We start from the raw sequence: 16661 nt of genomic DNA, 5'->3' as shown, positions 1-16661 counted from the left end.
TTTGTGCAATATTTATGCTACAGTAGGTTTCATTTCGTTCGGTAAGTTTTTCTTTTTATTGAAGAAATTCTTAACATAAGGGACTGCGAATCTGTCAACTCCGTAGAAGTAACCTGCTGCTCCAGTGAATAATAGGATGATTGCTGCTGTATAAAGAACTGGGTTAACGCTTACTGTTCCCGCCATTAAGAAGTTAAGATTCATGAACGCACCCGCAAGTAATGCTGGAATAGTTGCTGCTCCGATGATTAAACCTAAGCCAACTAGGAATTCTCCCCATGGGATAAGGATGTTGAATATTTCTATATTGGGTACTGCAAATCCTTCAAGGAATGCTGCGTACCAGCCTTGTACTGCCGGATGATCTCCACCAGCTTTTGCAATTGCGCCTTGTACGAAGGTACCTGCATCAAATCCACCAGTAATTTTATGAAATCCTGCTTCTATCCATTGAATTCCTAACCATATTCTTAATACGGTCCATACTATCGCCATTTTCGGCCCTTTTAAAAAGTTCATCATGAGGAATCTCCCCTTTAATATTAATTTGTGAATATTTTCACAAGATGTATTAAAAAAATAGCTGCCAGCTTGAGGTGAAAGTTTGTGAAGTTTTTCACTTACTTTCCACACTCTTAATATACAACGGTTTTGTATAAAGTACAATAGACTTCACAGATATGTCATAATCATTATTGTTGTAAAAGTATTAACGGTGTTAATACCTAAACTAAGGTGGCTTCTTAAGCTTGTCATATGTATTATAAGAAGGCCGCATACTACCGCATTCTTCACTTTCAAAATACACTTCTATTATTTTTTCATCTTTCTCATTAGCTATTTTGATCACCATTTTGGCTAAAATTTCTGTTGGATCAATGATGGTAATGATTTCAGATGATTTCAATACAAGGGGAACCTCGGTGCAACCTGCTATAATAGCCTCCGCTCCGTTTTCTTTTAATTGATTAGCAACCATCGAAAAATGTAAAAATCCAGCTTCCAAATTCCCACCTTTGATGGCATATATTTCCTCCATCACTTTTTCTTGCATTTCTTTATCAGGCTCAATTACATCAATCCTGTAATTCCGGCAACTGTTTTGGTATAATTTCGACTTAATCGTGCCATCTGTAGCTATCAAACCTACTTTCTTCATATTGTTTTCTTTTACAAAACGAGTCGTTTCCAAAGGCATATGCAAGATTGGAATACTAACAGATTTTATAGCTACCAGGAAATCTATTGCTTTTCTTCATTAACAATTAATTTAAATACATCTTTTCGTCCGTAATGCCCAGCTACATCAAAATCAAAATGACCACGTGTAATGTCGTCTAAATCAAGAGATGCATATAGTATTTCTTCCTTTCCAAATACAGGCTCTACTAAAAATTTCCCAAGTGGATTTACTATGCAACTGCCACCTCGAGTCAATTCAAAAGGCATATTTTGCATTTCCTCTGTTTCTAGTAAATCCTCTTCATACATTTCCTTTGTAGAATATTGATTGCAAGATAAAACAAAGCAACGTCCTTCAATCGCAATATGCTGCATAGTAGCAAACCAAGTATCACGAGCATCAGCAGTTGGGGCAATATAAATCTGAATCCCCTTTTCATACATGGCAACACGTGCTAGAGGCATATAGTTTTCCCAACAAATTAGAGAGCCAATTTTTCCAAAAGGTGTATCAAAAACAGGGAGCGTGCTGCCATCCCCTTCACCCCAAATGAGACGTTCACTGCCTGTTGGTTTCAGTTTTCTATGTTTACCCAGCAATTCCCCGTCTGGACCAAAGAAAATCGCTGTACAAAAAAGTGTGCCACCACTCGTTTCTTGATCACGCTCAATGACACCAATAACCGTATAAGCACCTGCTTGTTTCACAGCAGCACCTAATTGATCGGTTTCAGGACCAGGTACTGTTATGGCATTTTTGGCATAACGTAAAAAGTCATTTCGTCCTTGATCCGAACGATTTCCAACCACCGCCCCAAAGCTCATTCCACGTGGATATGCTGGAATAAAAGCTTCTGGAAAAACAATAAGATTGGCTCCTTGTTCCCCAGCCTCTTCAATTATCTTGATTGCCTTGTCGATACATCTTTCTTTATTCATCACGATTGAACCTGCCTGAACGACAGCAACTTTACACATTTTTATCCCTCCTGTTTCTAAAAGTATATGAGGACGCTTTTATAATGTACAATATATAATAATCATATTTAATATGCCCAAAAGGCATAATGGGGGAATTCCATGAATTTACGTGACTTCGAGGTATTTAAAACCATTGCGGAATGTGGAAGTTTTTCAAAAGCAAGTGAGAAGCTATTTATCGCACAACTTCGTTATCATTAAGCCATCTATTTACTCCCAATGTATTTGCATTGGGTTCTTTTTCAAATTCTATTTTTATTTCAGATTCAGGCAATACAGTCACAGGTTTAATTTCATGATATTCAATTAGCCTTGGCGGAGTAATTGTATCGGCACAAATAGAATTAAATAAACCATCCCAACAATATGAACCTCGTGCCACTTCTAGTTTCTTTTCATTAAAAGTTATAGTTGGTGAAGGCGGATTATTATTAAATAACCCGATAACGAAGAAAATCCCAACACCTGATACAACTAAAACTACCAAAGTAATTAACGCCTTTTTCATAATCTCCCCCTTATCGTTTTTAACATCCTTTCTTTAACTCTGCTGCTAGTTAGCACAATAAGAAAAACTGCCAGTATGGACAGCATAGATTTTTCGCTAACTCTACCCGTTACTTCAAGTTGTTAATTATATGGAAATTTCATCAGTAATCCATCCTTTGATAAATTCCTCTAAAGAAGAAGCAATCCAACTTCGGCTATCGTCTTCGTGGTCCCATACAAATATGTCGTCTTTTTGGATACACCCGTTTAATATTGAGAAACCGAATAAATCACCATTTCCTGCATCAGAGAAAAATAATAAATTATCAAAAGGCATATAGCAGTCTTTGTATTCCTCAAAATTCCTATAAAACAAGTTATCTTCAACTATTTGTTCTGCTGGCCAAATTAGTGGACAATCATGTTTATCAAATACTCCGTTTGTTTCATTGAACAATTCTAATAATTTGTAGGGCAATTCAACATTTAATCGTTGTTTAATAAGGGTGATTTGAGCATTGGTTGCTGGTGCTTTGAAATGATAATCTTTCGATATTGTCTTTATGTAATTTTTCCACATTCTTCGATCCCTACCTTTTTACAATTATCTTTTTTGTAATAATATACCACCTATAAATATGTTTTCCTTCTTCAAAAATACTGAGTTTCTTTTTTAAAGCCCATTTTTTTCCTATATCTATTGCCCTAATTTTCAAAGATAATAGCGTTAACTATATATGATTTCAGGGGGAAGACTTATATGAAGCGTACTATTTTATCCATTATTTCTGCATTATTCTTACTGGGTTCACAGTCACTTGTATATGCTTCTGATTTGGCTGGGAATACGGTTATACAATTAGAAGATCCCAAGCTTCAAGAAGGGTTAGAGTATTATGCTTACTCTTGCGACCGCCAAAATAACAAGGATATCACCATTGAACGAATATCCACCTGTTTGGAGAAAAATAATTACTCCATAACGCTTGGAAATTGGTATTCTGGAGATGTCACAACATTTAAAGGGATGGAGAAACTGGCTGATTTGCCCATTAAACAAATAACCATTCAAAACTCCCATGCAAGCGGCCGCATTACAGATCTTAAACCGCTTTCAAAGTTAAAAAGTTTAGAGAGTTTGCAATTATTTGATACATACGCAAATGATTTCTCTCCGCTAAGTGCACTTCCGAATTTGAAAGATTTAACGATCAACGCTGCTCATAATCAACCGTTGCTTACGATCTCTTCAATAAAAAACCTACAAAACCTTCAACTTAGCGGAAATAAAGTTACCTCACTTGCTGGAATTGAAAGGATGCAACAGCTTAAGACATTAAAAATAAATGATGTCTCAATTCCTGATTATAGTGAATTGACAAAAGCACCGCAGTTGATAGAATTATCTTTGTCTTATAATGGCAGCTTTCGTTTTTTACATTCCCTGCCTAATCTAGAATCATTATCAATCTTTAATTTTATTGATAAACCAAAAGTCATTCAGGGAGATGACTTAAAAAAGTTAACAAAACTTAAATACCTACGATTGACTGGTATCCAAGGAAATTATGATTTCCTTAACGATATGCCAAGATTAGAGGAGTTAAAATTATTATATTCATTAAAGGATACTAGGTCCTTATTCAGTGCAATAAATAAACCTTTGATCCACCTAAGTAATATAGATATAAGCTATAATCAACTTTCTGCCATTGATGGGGCCGAAAAACTGTCTTATCTATTTCCGGCCATTGAAAAAATAAATATGAGAGGAAATGAGATTGCCGATTTATCTCAGCTTGTTCAAACAGATATTCCATATCAACATTTAAAGGAACTGGATGTAGATGGCAATAATATTACCAATATCAATATACTAGGAGAGCATGCTAGTCTATTCCCTTCATTGGAGACGATTCATGCGGAATCGAACTATATCCATTCTATCAGTGAAATGACCAAGCTCCCAGTATTGCAATCATTGTTAGCCAAACATAATTTGATTGATGTCTCAGATGAACAAAATCCAGCAAAGTTTGTTGGATATCCACAATATCAAATAGGTAAGCCAAAACCGTTAGAATTGGCTATTGGCTCTGTGACAGACGGATCTATTTTATCAAAGTATTCGGATGAGGAATGGATAGATAGTATCCACTCCAAAGATTTGACAATAACTTTTTCAGACCCAGAGGTGGCAGAAAGAACGGAAAACGGAAATATTTTAGCAAAAAAACCAGGGACAACAACCGTTACCTGCTCTATTATAGGTTCAACAGATCCTTATTTTTCACATTCCTTCCTGTTAACTGTCAAGGATAAATACTATAAACCCCTAGATCCTTCGATTCATCGGGATGTGACGCTACAAACGAACAAGATGACCGTAACTGCCTACGGGGAGGAAGACAAAGTGGTTGTAGCTGGAAATGGCAAGGTAATTGCAGTCGTTGAACCTTCCGGCACACTTACATTTGCTCTGCCAAACCTTGAGGGATTAACGGAATTACAGGTTTGGGCAGAATCAAAACTCGGGATTAAAAGCAATACGATTACCGTGCCAATTTATAAATCGGAAAAGCCCCAGATGCCAAATATAGATTCTATAACCGATCAAAATGAATATATTACAGGAAATGCAGAGCCTAATACGACTGTTTATGTTACAGCTGAAAGAAAAGATGGATTATTTCGGGACCAATCCCAGAAGGTGAATCCTGATGGAACATTTAAGTTCTATACAGGAAAGCTGCCAGGTGGTTATTCCCTAATATTTTTCACGAAAAATGAGGACGAACGGGAGAGCGATTATTTCAGTATGACTGTTCGTGATATAACGCCGCCTACTGTGCCTGCATTTGATTCTGTGACAAGTGATTCAAGGCAAATTAGTGGAAAAACAGAGGCCAATGCAAAAGTTACAATCTATAAAAAGTCTACGTTTATCGTGGATACTTTCGCAGATCAGAATGGAGTTTTCAAGTACACAATTAAGGCTCCAAGCCTAGGAGATATTTTTACGGCTATTGCTGAGGATAAATTTGAAAATAAAAGCAAAGAAGGAAGAATTGTTGTTACTCTGCCAATAATGGGAGAAATGAAACAACAAAAGCCTGTCTTTTGGAAAGGTTTGGAGCTGAAAAAGGGACAAATCGGACTCGTTACCATAACGAAAAGGATCAATCTTTGGAAGCGCGAAGGTGATAAGCTAGTTTTCGTACGTGTGTTAAAACCTGGAGAAGCATACCGAGTCTACCGCTATGACAGCAAGTATGGCGGACAATATGGCTTAGGGGCAAGCCTCTATATCACAAACATAAAGGGTTATGTGAAATACGAAACACCATCAAAGGCAGTGCTGGCACAAGTAAAATAGAGATCTGGCTCCGCTCAACTTTAAATTATACAGATATCACGGTCTTTAATTATTTAAATAAATTTGGAAATTAAGTTACTAAATATAAAGCCTGTATCTTTGATTACTATGTAATTATAGATACAGGCACTTTTAAGAAATTTTAGATACCTCTCCTCATTTTATACTTCTTTTTTAGTATCCTGCTTCATTAGCTTAATAACTTCAATATAAAAAGCGTTAATCCTTGTCCGATTACCGCCCTCGTTATTTCAAGAAGCATACATATAATAAAGTTTATGTACGATGAAAATAGCAATGTTATTTTTGAAGGTTCTCAAAAAAGACAATTCTATTTCCGAATGGGTCTCCAATGCTAACCTCTCGAGAATTCCAAGGGGTTGTATCTATGCAAGGGCGAGCATATTTATATTTCTTTGATATAAGGTTTGAATGGAGTAATTCTAAATTTTCTACTTCGATTCTTATCGCACCTCCAGGACAGCAATCTCCATGATGCTCTGAAAGATGAATAATACAATTGCCATATGAAATCTGCATGTATAAAGGTAAATCATCTTCAAATCGATGCTCCCAATCCAAAACAAATTCCAAGAAAGCCAAATAAAATTCTTTGGCTTTCTCCTCGTCAAAAATCCGAAGTATTGGCGTGGTATTTTTCATAATTATTTTAGATGTACTCATTACATACAACACCTTTCTTTTTATGTTCAATCAAGGAGTAAACTACTCCTTTTTAGATGGCATTTGTCAGCCACCTTCTATACAGGTAGCAGTAGAACTGCCAACAGCAGCATTTAATTCCTGAAGAAGCGTATTTAGCTGTTCCTTTTCAACTAATGCTTCTAAAGTCTTTTTTGTAAGTGGAATTTTGTATTTGGGAAAATATCGGCGGTAACTTCCCAAACTTCAACAATTGCCTCGGGTGACATATTAGCTTGTATGACCATTTCAACATCCTCCTTGTAGCTTTATTTTATCAATTTACTATTCCATTACCTGCCCTTTCAGTACTTACCTTCACAATCGCTATACGATTATCATAAAATCTGCTGAGTGTTTATTCAATAATCTGGCCCGATTTATTAAGGAGAGCGCATTTCTTTCTACAGATATGCGCCCGATTTTTGAAAATTGACTATTTTATAAAAAGCACTAAATTGAGGTAAAAAAATATAAAGAAAATGGATTATCAAAATGTGAAGGATTTCAAGAGACCCGAATTCATTTATTTTTGTAAAAAAATTAGTTTTTCTATTCGAAGATAGCGCCGAGTGTTGAAGAATAAAGAGGAATAATAAAATAGAAAGTATGCAGAAATAATTGTGCTATCTCTATTCTTTGTAAAAAGTGATCTTATTTACCACAAGAATATGATTATCCCGAAATAAAAGTAATGTATTGTTAGTTTAATAAACAAATATATTAACGAATTCTAGCCTTACGAAACCCCTCGATAATATTTATTACCGCAGTTATTATAAATATGATCATCACACCACTTATTACCCACGTTTCAAATTGCTTGGCTGTTGAAGTAAATAATTCAGACATATACGTAATAAATTCTAGGTGCAATACATTCGGATTGCTGAAAATAACAATGAATACAATGGTTGCGAACAGCTCGACTGCCGTGTTGAAGATGGCTATTTTTTTGGTCCATTGCCCTTTGATTAATTTATAGAGTGCTAGAATAATCTCAAGAGCGATGACAATAAGAACAACTGGCCAATATTGAAATAAAACCTCCTGATTAAAAGCCGGAATTTTGAATTCAAGTTGATCTCCGCCTCCTCTATAAATACCTACAAGGTGATTCGCATAAAAATAAAGGGTGGCCCAAATCGCTGTCCACATGAAACTTCCAAATACTTCGCACTTTTTAATAGCTTTTTTCTTAGGAATATAAGAGATATTTTTCAAATCATCAGGTGTCCATTTTTTAAAACTTGCCGATAACGGCTGTTGGTCTTTTCCTTTATCCATTCTTTCTATAAGAGCGAAAACAAGCGTTAGCCAGAAAAAGGTTTGAATGCCCACCTCAATTATTTTCCATACCCCTTCACCCATAATAGTAAGAACAACATTTACAATACCCTCTTCCCCATTATAGCCAATAAAATATTTGGCAATCATAGAAATCAGCGCAACCACAGCAGCAATTGGTAAAATCATTTTTAATAACGAGACATATACGTCAAAATAGCGTGGGCCTATGAGATGCATGGGCTGGTCTCGATAACCGCTCGCTAACGCTGCCGGATTCCCTAATTTTTCAAGGACTGCCTTTACATCTTCCTCGCTGTGATCATCAGGCAGCATATCCTCAATAGTTGAACGCAGTTCGAGAGCAATATCCGAACGGCTTTTCTCAGGCAGCCTGCGAGTGACTTCTTGAATATAAACCTCAATTAAATTCATCTTCCTCATCCCCTTTTAATAAACCATAAAGTTCTTTCGAATTCTTAATCCATTCCTCTTTTAACTGTAAAAATATCTCCAGTCCGTATTCACTTAAAACATAATACTTACGCGGTCTGCTCTCAGATGTATCCCAACTGCTTGTGACTAGCTCTTGTTTTTCTAAACGGCGAAGCAATGGATATAAAGTACTTTGATCAATGCTAATGCCCGACTCCTCCAATAACTGAACAAGTGAATATCCATACTGGGGTCTTCGCAATTGACTTAAAACGGCCAATGTCAATGTTCCTCTCCTAAGTTCTGTCATTAATGAATTCAATAAAGTACTCATTCACCCACCTCATTTTACATGCTATATGTCATACAGTATTTGTACTATACTATGTACCGTACACTATTATCGTTACAACATCATTTGAAATGAAAAGCCCTTTTTTGTGCAAATAAAAACAACGTTTATATTCATACGTTGTTCTATCTGTCATTTCACTATTTTGGTTTACTCTATCCGAACTAATTATTATGTCGTTTGTTAACTTCAATCGTAATGAACTCCGGTAAATAGCTAGGAGTACATCCTTTTGCTACTATTTCATCTTTGTAAAGACCCGTTTTCTCACCAAGTTTAATACAACGTGCACGATTCTTTTCATCATAAACGCCTATCCAGCCTGCGGTGAAATTCATAGCCCATTGAACTTCCGGTTCTTCCTGCGTAATATTAGCTTCTATTGCAGATAACAGGTCTGCGGTGTTATCAGGCGGTGTTTGTCCAGTCCATCTCAATCGCCCTTGATAATACCAGAAAGCTCGCCTTTGAAGAGCAGAAGGACTATTTTCCCATGACTCCATCAATGCAATTTTCTTCTTGTCTTTGGTGAGCTGATTAGCCATTAACCAATCCATTAAGTTATTTCGCTCATCAAAAGTGTGAGTCTGCATATCCTTATCAAGCTTATGTAGCACATCTTGTGAAAGAAGTTTTCTGTCCATAATTAAGATTGCTAATAGTCTGGGCAAAAACTCTTCGGTTGACCAAAGTTCCATAGCTAGTTCGTGATCTTTTTTAATGTCCTTCGCGATTTTTCGTAAGTCGCCTAGCTTAGTTTTACTATTGATCTGAAGTAGAATGTTTTCTGCTTTTGAAGAGCTTTTTTTTCTGTATCTTTTTTTTCACCCATTTTATACAACTCCTTTATAAAAGCACTGTTTCATAATATGTCCTTGACGGGATATATCAAGAACTTAATTTCGTTAAAGGTCTTATTGCAGTGGTGTGCCTCCAAAGTTTACCTTTTTTAATATTGTAGTATATATCGTATTAAAGCTTTCTCCACCTATATAGAAGAGCAACCCTCTTTAATATAATAATAACATTTACTTCCTATTAATTGGATCGAAAAAGGCATTCCTTTTTAAGAAACGCACCCAATAGTTAAATAAGACTATTTTAGTTTATTTCGTAAAACTTCAGAGATAGAAAAATTTAAAAATCCAATAATCATTCCAATGATAGTAAATAAAAGTAAAATGATTAGATGATAATTCATCCTATTGTTGCCACAAGCAGGGCATAACAACCATCTTTTCTTACAGATATAGCCACATAGATTACACAACATGGTTGATATTAAATAAAAAAATAGAACCCCCAAATAATTGGAAGTTCTATTTCGTATTATTATCTTCTTAAACTAAACTGCTCTGTCAGCTAAATTTCAATAAGTATAGGAACAATCATTGGATTTTTCTTAGTTTGTGTATATAGATATTCTCGTATTGATTTTTTTATTTGTTTTTTCATTGCATTCCTTGAGCTTCTATTGGCTTCTTGTAGCTCGTTGACCGTTTTTATAGTGAGTTCATTTACGTTTTTGCGTAGCTCCGAAAAATCTCGGTGATCTGTAAATCCGCGAGAAATCGTTTCGGGTTCAGCCATCAGCTTTCTATCCGATTTGCTTATCGTTACAATAATCATAAACATTCCGTCCTCAGAGAGCTGTTTTCTGTCCCGTAATACATATTCCCCTACATTACCGACATCCCCATCGTCTACATATGTGTTTCCAACTGGTACCGTCCGAGTTTGACGGGCGATCCCATTTTCAATATCGATCACATCTCCATTTTTGATAATAAACGTGTGTCCTTTCTCTACTCCAACGGATTCCGCTAACAAACGATGATGATGCAGCATTCTAAATTCACCGTGAATGGGGATAAAATATTTTGGTTTCATTAAAGTAAGCATTAGCTTTAAATCTTCTTGATAACCATGGCCGGAAACATGCATGCCGGATGAACTTCCTGTTCCATAAATCACTTTGGCACCAAGTGTAAATAAGTTGTCGATGATACTTGTGACATTACGTTCATTCCCTGGTATTGGACCTGCTGCAAGAATAACCGTATCTTCAGGCAAAATATCGACTCCGCGAAAGTTTCCCGTGGACAGGCGGGCAAGGGCAGCCAATGGTTCCCCTTGACTCCCCGTGCATAAAATAGCTACCTTTTCAGGGGGCATCTCATTAATTTCTTGTGGAGCAATTAACATTCCATCAGGAACAGTTAAATAACCACGTTCCATCGCAACCTCCACAACATTAACCATACTTCGCCCAAGTAACGCAAGTTTTCGATTTGTTTTAAATGCTGCAGTTACGACTTGCTGAACACGACTAATATTTGAAGCAAAGGTAGAAACAATCACTTTACGTTTGGCTTTCATGAAAGCTGCGTCCACATGTTCACCTACCATTTGTTCAGATGGGGTTAAACCAGGACGCTCTGCATTCGTACTTTCAGACAGTAGAAGTAAGACGCCTTCTGTACCAATCTCTGCCATTTTATGAATATCCGCATGCTCATGATTCGCAGGGGTTAAATCGAACTTAAAGTCGCCGGTATGTACAATATTTCCCTCTGGTGTGTGAAAGACCATGCCCAAGCAATCAGGAATACTATGGATCACTTTGAAAAAGTTCACACTCATTTCACCGATTTTTAATTTTGAGTTTGAGTTAATTTCAACCAATTCACTCTCTCTTAGAAGTTTGTGTTCTTTTAATTTGATCTCAATTAATCCTAGTGTGAAGCGTGTGGCATAAACAGGGACATTCAATTTTTTCAAGAAAAATGGGATCCCACCGATATGATCTTCATGCCCGTGTGTGACAATTAAAGCCCTGACTTTATCTTTATTTTCAACTAAGTAAGAAATATCAGGGATAATCAAATCAATCCCCAATAAACTTTCATCTGGAAACTTATTTCCACAGTCAATTATGACGATATCGTTTGAATATTCGATTGCATACATATTTTTCCCGATTTCATTCAAGCCGCCTAAAGCAAAGATAGATAACACATTCTCTTTTGTGCTCAAGTTTATTTCCTCCCACTTTAAATATAAACTTAATATGCCCTTTGGGTTTCCCTTTATTAGCGGGTTGAATGGTCGAGTTTGAATTAAATACTTTATGTACAGCTCAAACAACGGGCATAGCCAAAAGAGCTCCTCTTCATCTTGGAGAATTCGAGGCAGTATTGCCTATATAAAACATTATATTGAGATAATAACCTAAAGGGAGTGCATTCCCCCCCATAAATTCGTATCTTCGCCTGTATATATGCTTTTTTCCTATTTTTCACTCTTAGCATCGGAAATAATGGAAGTGACAATATGTAATGTATCAAATTCTCCATTTGATAGTTCGATTATAGGATGTTTTTTTGAAAACAGCTTATTATCAATTTCGGAGATGGAAAGTCCCTTATTGTACAAATATTTAACTTCCCCATATAAATACTCTAAATTGATCAATTTCTGCCTTAACTGCTTTTTTCCTTCTGGGATATAACCTGAATGGGAGCAAAACATTGTATCAAAATCACAGGAGAGTAATTTACTAATAGAATTCATTATGACTGGTACTGACTCAAAATACATGAGAATTTTTGTTTTAGGATCTAAATATAAATCACCGGAAAACAGTATTCCGGTAGCCTTATTCAACAATGCAACATGGTCGTCCGCATGACCTGGTGTATAAATTATCTCCCATTCAAATTGCCGAGATTGAATAGTTTTCCCAAGGGGCAAAGCGGTAAATTCCTTTCTTTCCCCCCAGACCCTTTTCCTATATTCTGGATAAGACCCAGGCTTGGCACAAATATTGATTCCATTAGGGTGAATAAAAATGGGGACATTCCTTTCACTTTGTATCCTTGAGGCATTTCCCGTATGATCTTCATGGCTATGGGTTAAAACAACAAAATCAAACGAACACTGTTCATAAAAAGTAAAAAGATCTGATTCTAAAGAATTCGCTCCAGTATCAATGAGCATGCCATCAACTAAAAATGAATAAACCGACCTTTCTTTTCGATTAGATCTATAAATGATAGCTTCCGCACAGGTAACATTATCCTCTTCATAAATATTTAACATTTTTTTCGAATACCCTCATTCCTTTTCATAATTTAAAAACCTTACATAGTAATACCTAATCCCAAATTGGATTGTAATGTAATGTTTTTTCTTTAAAATCGAAAAAAAGTGTAGCTTTTGCAAGTAAAAACTACACTTTCCACCGAAATCCACTTGTTTCTGTTCACTTAATATTAGGTTTAGTTTATCTAGCCTACATTGATATTGTTATTTAAAGCTTTGTGCTAAAGATTTGTATTCATCTTTCAGGGTTCGTTTTAATAACTTGCCTGCGGATGTCGTAGGAAGACTAGACCTGAACACAAAATACTTTGGAATTTTATAGCCGGATAGTTTTCCTTTACAATAATCTATTATTTCTTCTTTTGTAAGGACAGACCCATCCCTTAATACAATTGCCGCCGTTATAGCTTCTCCCCAGCGCGGGTCAGGAACACCAAAAACAGCACATTGAAGAATTTCCGAATGAGAACTTAGGATATTTTCTATTTCTTGGCTGGAAACATTCTCTCCTCCAGTTTTAACAATATCCTTTTTTCGATCTGCAAAGAAGTAGTTGCCATCGTTGTCACGAATAAGTACATCACCTGTATGATACCATCCATTTTGAAACGCCTTCATATTGGCTTCTTCGTTATTAAAATATCCCTTTACAACTACAGGGCCTCTGGCAAGTTGTTCACCTGGTATACCATTAGGAACTTCGTTTCCATAATCATCAACAAGTTTGATTTCACTTCCAGTATGAACCACTTTTCCTACATACCTTCCATCCCCATTTGGCACGTCATCCCATGTTTTAAACCAACTACCGGTTAATGGGCTCGCTGTTGTTTCGCTGGAACCTTGTATCGTAAAAAATTGAGCGTTTGGGGCTATCCTATTCCATCCATCCACCATCCCTTTTGGAATGGTGCTAGACCATGTAACTAGCTTTTGAAGTGCAGAATAATCATATTGATTTACCTTTTCTACATTAAGAATACCCAGATACAATGTTGGCGGCAAAGCAGTTAATGTAATTTTATGCTCTTCCATTAATGTGGCCATTTGAGAAGGAATTGGCACCTCTGTCATTACTATTGTCAAACCTACCATGTGGCCGTGAAGCATTAAAGTAAATCCTGCCATATGAATTAATGGAAGTGTCAGCAGTAAAGTATCTTCGGGTTGAAAAACGCCTGCTGCCATATATGAATAATTTGAATAAAAAAAGTTGCGATGAGTGACCATTACACCCTTTGGTACAGACTCCGTTCCGCTTGTATAAAATAAGGCTGCAACATCTTTGTCATCAATTTCAATCTCTAATTCATCGGTGCCTCCATCTACCAGTTGGTTAAAATCTCCCCATCCTTCTGGGACTTCATCTGTTCGATAACAAACAAATTTTTCAACGCTATGCAACTCATTGACAATGGACTTAACTGCACCAATATTTGCTCTATCTACAAAAAACATGCGGGTCTGAGAAATGTTTATCAATTGGCTTATTTCTTGAGGTTTTAACATAAAATTTAAAGGTGTGTACCATGCCCCAATTTTCAATAAGGCATATGATAATAGGACCATTTCAGGACTATTACGACCAATAGCAGCAATCCGGTCCCCCTTTTTCACTCCCATTTCAAGTAATGAATGGGCAACACGATTCACCTCTTTATTTAGTTCTTCATAGGTAAAAATCGTTTGTTTTCCTTCAGAATCATAATAAATTAGAGCCTGCCGTGACGGATATCGATAACTTGCCCTTTTTAATCCGTCACCAATTAATCCCCTATTTTTCAAATTATTTGTTATTCCCATTACTTTTCCCCCCAACTTAAATGGAAAATATTGATTAACCACTATATGGTTGCATCCTAATAACATCTGACAGTAGTTTCATAGAGGCCCAAAAAATAATTTTAGAAACTTACACTTAATTAATCTGCCAATTCAGAAAATTTCTTTGCCCAAATATGGTCATTTCATTAATCTGTGGTAACTTCGCATTCAGACGACTCTTGGTATAGATTTTTATACTTTTTAACAATTTCTTTTTTATTAAATTTACCTACACTTGTTTTTGGTATTTCTTCAACGAAAAGGATCTCATCTGGGAATTGCCACTTGGCAAAATGCTTATATAATAAATCTTCAAATTCTTGCCTTGGTATCATTTTATTATTTTTGGTAACAACTAGCGCAAGAGGCCGCTCCTGCCATTTTTCATGCGGAATTCCTACAACTACAGCCTCTAAAACATCGGGATGGTCCATGAAGGTATTTTCCAAATCGATAGAGGAAATCCATTCCCCTCCACTTTTGATTACATCTTTAATCCTATCTACAACTTTCACATAACCATACTGATCAATTGTACCTGCATCCCCACTTCTCCAATAACCATCTCTAAAGTTATGTTCCGTTTCAGGTGCATTATGGTAAGCACCTGTAATCCAAGGACCCCTTAGGCAAATTTCCCCCACCGTTTTTCCATCTCGGGGAACCTCATCCCCCGTAACTGGATCACATAATTTGTAATCGATGCCTGATACCTGTAATCCTTGTTTGCGTTTCAAGTCCCATTTTTCTTCATCAGTCAATCTATTACGTAAGATTGGATTTAGAAGATAATTCATTGCAACTAATGGAGTGGTTTCCGTGGCTCCATAGGCATGAATAATTTCTGCCCCTGTTAATTCTTTGAATCCTCTCATCATAGAGATAGGGGGTTCAGTTGCACCCGATAAGAATCTTGCTCTACTAAGATCCGGTTTCTCATTAAGTGTTCGAATATAATGAAGCATTGGAAGGAATATAGCCGGTGAACCTGCTGTAATTGTGACATTCTCTTCTATCATTAAGTCTACAAGTGGTGATGTATCCTCTGCTGTATATCGTCCAGGGAAAATCATTTTTGCACCCATCATTGTAGCCGTGTGAACAAGCCCCCATGATTGACCATGAAACATCGGGACAATCACTAATAAACAATCATGACTGTTTGCACCAACAAGTGCAGCTTCTTTAAGAGTGTGCAAGTAAATATTCCGATGTGAATAATACACACCTTTAGGCCTTCCAGTCGTTCCTGAAGTATAGCAAGCACTGTAAGCTGTTGTTTCTTCTACCATCGGCCAATCAAAGACAGCACTTTCATCAATAATTTTTACCTCATAATGATAGATTGGAGATAGATTTGTTTTGATTTCAGACATTGGCTTATCCGTCATAATAATGAATCCCTTGACAGTATTCAATAATGGAGCAATTGCTTCGGCAACTGATATCAATGATTCGTCAACAAAGATGTATGTAGCTTCACTATGATTGGTCACGTAGGCTAAATCATCTGGTGAAATACGTAAATTCATTTGGAGAAGTGTAGCACCAATCCCAGGAATGGCAAAATACAACTCAAAATGACGGTGGCTATTCCAATCTAAGACTCCAATTTTGTCACCTGGTTTTACACCCAACTTATTTTCAAGAAAATTCGCAACTTTTGACATACGAGTATATGCATCCTTATACGTATAGCGATGAAGATGGTTATTTGCTCGATACAGTATTTCCTGCTCTGGAAAGTTCCTGACAGCATGACGTATTAATGTCGTTGTATTTAATTGATAATCATCCATGGAAGTAGATGGACACCCTTTTACCATTCTCATTTCTATTTCCTCCTTATTTTTATCCTAAGATATATTAAAAAATAAGCATTCAATCTGCTTTACATATGTTGACAATTCCTAATATATAAATCTATTA

The 16661-nt window shown here is 36.3% G+C and carries 14 protein-coding genes and 1 pseudogene; 2 read left to right on the top strand and 13 right to left on the bottom strand.

Annotated features, from left to right (window positions below; all coding sequences use genetic code 11):
* Positions 1-12: 12 nt before the first annotated feature.
* The 3 genes from RRV45_RS04000 to RRV45_RS03990 form a co-directional block, all read right to left on the bottom strand.
* Positions 13-519, bottom strand: a complete 507-nt coding sequence (locus RRV45_RS04000; protein ID WP_315668924.1) for a DoxX family protein — start codon at positions 517-519, stop codon at positions 13-15.
* 211 nt (positions 520-730) lie between these two features.
* Positions 731-1213 (bottom strand): aspartate/glutamate racemase family protein, encoded by a 483-nt coding sequence (locus RRV45_RS03995; RefSeq protein ID WP_315668923.1) that lies wholly within the window; start codon positions 1211-1213, stop codon positions 731-733.
* Positions 1214-1242: 29 nt separating this feature from the next.
* Complete coding sequence (locus RRV45_RS03990; RefSeq protein ID WP_315667463.1) at positions 1243-2160, bottom strand: carbon-nitrogen hydrolase family protein; 918 nt, start codon at positions 2158-2160, stop codon at positions 1243-1245.
* A gap of 102 nt (positions 2161-2262) precedes the next feature.
* On the opposite strand from RRV45_RS03990, the gene RRV45_RS22065 reads away from it, so the two are divergent.
* Positions 2263-2364, top strand: a complete 102-nt coding sequence (locus RRV45_RS22065) for a LysR family transcriptional regulator (protein WP_410489327.1) — start codon at positions 2263-2265, stop codon at positions 2362-2364.
* On the opposite strand, the gene RRV45_RS03985 is transcribed toward RRV45_RS22065, so the two are convergent.
* A complete protein-coding gene (locus RRV45_RS03985) occupies positions 2339-2671 on the bottom strand; it encodes a hypothetical protein (RefSeq protein WP_315667462.1) in 333 nt (110 codons plus the stop codon). The two genes, RRV45_RS22065 and RRV45_RS03985, sit on opposite strands and share 26 nt — an antisense overlap.
* Before the next feature lie 126 nt (positions 2672-2797).
* Positions 2798-3232: an SMI1/KNR4 family protein gene (locus RRV45_RS03980; protein WP_315667461.1), complete on the bottom strand. Its 435-nt coding sequence runs from the start codon at positions 3230-3232 to the stop codon at positions 2798-2800.
* A gap of 180 nt (positions 3233-3412) precedes the next feature.
* On the opposite strand from RRV45_RS03980, the gene RRV45_RS03975 reads away from it, so the two are divergent.
* Positions 3413-6028 carry a leucine-rich repeat domain-containing protein gene (locus RRV45_RS03975; RefSeq protein ID WP_315667460.1) on the top strand — a complete coding sequence of 872 codons (2616 nt, stop codon included), beginning with the start codon at positions 3413-3415 and terminating at the stop codon, positions 6026-6028.
* Positions 6029-6328: 300 nt separating this feature from the next.
* Here the strand turns inward: RRV45_RS03975 and RRV45_RS03970 are convergent, their stop codons facing one another.
* The 8 genes and pseudogenes from RRV45_RS03970 to RRV45_RS03935 form a co-directional block, all read right to left on the bottom strand.
* Entirely contained in the window at positions 6329-6712 is a 384-nt protein-coding gene (locus RRV45_RS03970; protein ID WP_315667459.1) for a glyoxalase superfamily protein, read from the bottom strand.
* 741 nt (positions 6713-7453) lie between these two features.
* Positions 7454-8452, bottom strand: coding sequence for an HAAS signaling domain-containing protein (locus tag RRV45_RS03965; RefSeq protein ID WP_315667457.1), 999 nt, complete (start codon positions 8450-8452; stop codon positions 7454-7456).
* Positions 8439-8786 carry a PadR family transcriptional regulator gene (locus RRV45_RS03960; RefSeq protein WP_315667455.1) on the bottom strand — a complete coding sequence of 116 codons (348 nt, stop codon included), beginning with the start codon at positions 8784-8786 and terminating at the stop codon, positions 8439-8441. Before RRV45_RS03960 ends, RRV45_RS03965 begins: the two co-directional genes overlap by 14 nt.
* Positions 8787-8968: 182 nt before the next feature.
* Positions 8969-9636: pseudogene (locus RRV45_RS03955) on the bottom strand (DNA alkylation repair protein).
* A gap of 530 nt (positions 9637-10166) precedes the next feature.
* On the bottom strand, positions 10167-11840 hold the full coding sequence (locus RRV45_RS03950; RefSeq protein WP_315667454.1) for a ribonuclease J: 1674 nt from the start codon (positions 11838-11840) through the stop codon (positions 10167-10169).
* A gap of 255 nt (positions 11841-12095) precedes the next feature.
* Entirely contained in the window at positions 12096-12905 is an 810-nt protein-coding gene (locus RRV45_RS03945; RefSeq protein WP_315667453.1) for an MBL fold metallo-hydrolase, read from the bottom strand.
* A gap of 207 nt (positions 12906-13112) precedes the next feature.
* Positions 13113-14711 (bottom strand): class I adenylate-forming enzyme family protein, encoded by a 1599-nt coding sequence (locus RRV45_RS03940; protein WP_315667452.1) that lies wholly within the window; start codon positions 14709-14711, stop codon positions 13113-13115.
* A gap of 167 nt (positions 14712-14878) precedes the next feature.
* Positions 14879-16564: a long-chain-fatty-acid--CoA ligase gene (locus RRV45_RS03935; RefSeq protein WP_315667451.1), complete on the bottom strand. Its 1686-nt coding sequence runs from the start codon at positions 16562-16564 to the stop codon at positions 14879-14881.
* Between the last annotated feature and the right edge of the window lie 97 nt (positions 16565-16661).

Origin of the sequence: Bacillus sp. DTU_2020_1000418_1_SI_GHA_SEK_038, assembly GCF_032341175.1 — a bacterium.
Lineage (GTDB): Bacteria > Bacillota > Bacilli > Bacillales > Cytobacillaceae > Cytobacillus.
The sequence above is the reverse complement of the archived record's forward strand: the minus strand, read 5'-3'. Positions and strand labels throughout refer to the sequence as shown.

Excerpts from the sequence above, each read along its gene's own strand:
- RRV45_RS03970 (WP_315667459.1), bottom strand. The coding sequence starts at position 6,712 with ATGAGTACATCTAAAATAATTATGAAAAATACCACGCCAATACTTCGG.
- RRV45_RS03980 (WP_315667461.1), bottom strand. The coding sequence starts at position 3,232 with ATGTGGAAAAATTACATAAAGACAATATCGAAAGATTATCATTTCAAA.
- RRV45_RS03965 (WP_315667457.1), bottom strand. The coding sequence starts at position 8,452 with ATGAATTTAATTGAGGTTTATATTCAAGAAGTCACTCGCAGGCTGCCT.
- RRV45_RS03940 (WP_315667452.1), bottom strand. The coding sequence starts at position 14,711 with ATGGGAATAACAAATAATTTGAAAAATAGGGGATTAATTGGTGACGGA.
- RRV45_RS03945 (WP_315667453.1), bottom strand. The coding sequence starts at position 12,905 with ATGTTAAATATTTATGAAGAGGATAATGTTACCTGTGCGGAAGCTATC.
- RRV45_RS03985 (WP_315667462.1), bottom strand. The coding sequence starts at position 2,671 with ATGAAAAAGGCGTTAATTACTTTGGTAGTTTTAGTTGTATCAGGTGTT.
- RRV45_RS04000 (WP_315668924.1), bottom strand. The coding sequence starts at position 519 with ATGAACTTTTTAAAAGGGCCGAAAATGGCGATAGTATGGACCGTATTA.
- RRV45_RS03935 (WP_315667451.1), bottom strand. The coding sequence starts at position 16,564 with ATGAGAATGGTAAAAGGGTGTCCATCTACTTCCATGGATGATTATCAA.
- RRV45_RS03990 (WP_315667463.1), bottom strand. The coding sequence starts at position 2,160 with ATGTGTAAAGTTGCTGTCGTTCAGGCAGGTTCAATCGTGATGAATAAA.
- RRV45_RS03975 (WP_315667460.1), top strand. The coding sequence starts at position 3,413 with ATGAAGCGTACTATTTTATCCATTATTTCTGCATTATTCTTACTGGGT.
- RRV45_RS22065 (WP_410489327.1), top strand. The coding sequence starts at position 2,263 with ATGAATTTACGTGACTTCGAGGTATTTAAAACCATTGCGGAATGTGGA.
- RRV45_RS03960 (WP_315667455.1), bottom strand. The coding sequence starts at position 8,786 with ATGAGTACTTTATTGAATTCATTAATGACAGAACTTAGGAGAGGAACA.